This is a genomic window from Mesobacillus sp., from assembly GCF_049588175.1.
GTDB lineage: Bacteria > Bacillota > Bacilli > Bacillales > Cytobacillaceae > Mesobacillus.
The window spans coordinates 1-1,734 of record NZ_JBAVFI010000401.1; the positions used below are offsets into that span (position 1 = coordinate 1).

At 45.2% G+C, this 1,734-nt stretch carries 1 protein-coding gene; it reads left to right on the plus strand.

Annotation, left to right across the window (positions count from 1 at the left end):
• Positions 1-45 precede the first annotated feature (45 nt).
• Positions 46-1,563: an MDR family MFS transporter gene (locus WB217_RS10105; protein ID WP_423993054.1), complete on the plus strand. Its 1,518-nt coding sequence runs from the start codon at positions 46-48 to the stop codon at positions 1,561-1,563.
• The last annotated feature ends 171 nt before the right edge of the window (positions 1,564-1,734 follow it).

Below are 1,734 nucleotides of genomic sequence, written 5' to 3' on the forward strand. Positions count from 1 at the left end.
GAATATACCTATTTTTACTATTACGAAAAACTGCAGGAGGAATTTATGGAATTCAGCCAAAAAAATTTAAAATTGGTGGTAGCAGGATTGTTACTAGGAATCTTAATGGCCGCGATGGACAATACGATTGTAGCCACCGCCATGGGAACGATTGTCGCTGACCTCGGGGACTTTGACAAGTTTGTATGGGTAACTTCCGCCTATATGGTCACAGTCATGGCAGGAATGCCGATCTTTGGGAAGCTGTCTGATATGTACGGACGGAAACGATTTTACATATTCGGCTTGCTTGTTTTTTTAATTGGATCTGCACTATGCGGAATTGCCGAAACGATGGTACAGCTAAGTGTTTACAGAGCGATCCAGGGGATTGGCGGCGGTGCATTGATGCCAATTGCCTTTACGATTGTTTTTGATATCTTCCCGCCAGAAAAACGCGGGAAAATGACCGGACTTCTCGGAGCCGTTTTCGGGACTTCAAGCGTTCTTGGGCCGCTGCTAGGTGCTTATATCACGGACTGGTTCAGCTGGCACTGGGTGTTCTATATCAATGTCCCAATTGGCATCGTTTCTTTATTTTTCATTGTAAAGTATTATCATGAATCCGCTCAGCATTCAAAGCAAAAAATTGACTGGGCTGGCGCTTTCACCCTGGTCATCGCTGTAGTCAGCTTAATGTTTGCACTCGAACTTGGCGGTAAAGAATACAGCTGGGATTCGCTGCAGATTATTGGTTTGTTCACCAGCTTTGCTCTGTTCTTCATTGTTTTTATTTTTGCAGAAAGAAGAGCGGAAGAACCAATCATCTCTTTCTGGATGTTTAAAAGGCGCTTGTTCGCAACATCGCAAATTCTTGCGTTTTTATACGGGGCCACGTTCATTATCCTTGCAGTCTTTATTCCGATTTTCGTACAGGCTGTCTACGGCGGGTCAGCCAAAACAGCCGGCTTGATTTTAACACCCATGATGCTTGGATCCGTTGCAGGGAGTGCAGTAGGCGGTGTTTTCCAGACAAAAACAAGCTATCGCAACCTTATGTTCATTTCTGTTGCAGCGTACTTTGCGGGCATGCTGCTGCTGAGCACGATGACACCGGAAACGTCCAGGACTATGCTGACACTCTTTATGATTTTAGTCGGATTCGGCATGGGATTCTCATTTTCCCTGCTGCCAACGGCGTCAATCCATAATCTCGACCCTCGTTTTCGGGGATCAGCGAACTCGACTAATTCCTTCCTTCGCTCTCTTGGCATGACACTTGGGGTAACCATCTTTGGAACTATCCAAAACAATGTATTTAAAGATGAGTTGATAAGCGCATTTAAAGGCATGGGCGGCGGTCAAGGCAATCAGTTTGCAGGCGATCCACAGCAGCTATTTCAGTCAGGACAGCGGTCGCAAATCCCGGAATTCGTGCTTGATAAAATTGTCCAGGCAATGTCTTCCTCGATCACCCACATCTTTGCGCTGGCCTTAATCCCAATCGTCATTTCTGCTGTCACCATTTTCTTTATGGGCAAAGAGCGGGTTGAGATTAATAAAACAATTGTAAAAGAATCCTAATCTTTTAAAAAAAGAGCAAGCCATAAAAGTTGGCTTGCTCTTAGACTGTACACAAACTTGAGAAAAGCGAGCTTGTCTACATTTATTTTATTGGTTGGAAAGTAAAACAGGTCTGTTGATTTCCGTTCCAGGCGCTTCGCTTTCCGCGGGGCTGGCGGTGAGCCTCCTCGT

Excerpts from the sequence above, each read along its gene's own strand:
- WB217_RS10105 (WP_423993054.1), top strand. The coding sequence starts at position 46 with ATGGAATTCAGCCAAAAAAATTTAAAATTGGTGGTAGCAGGATTGTTA.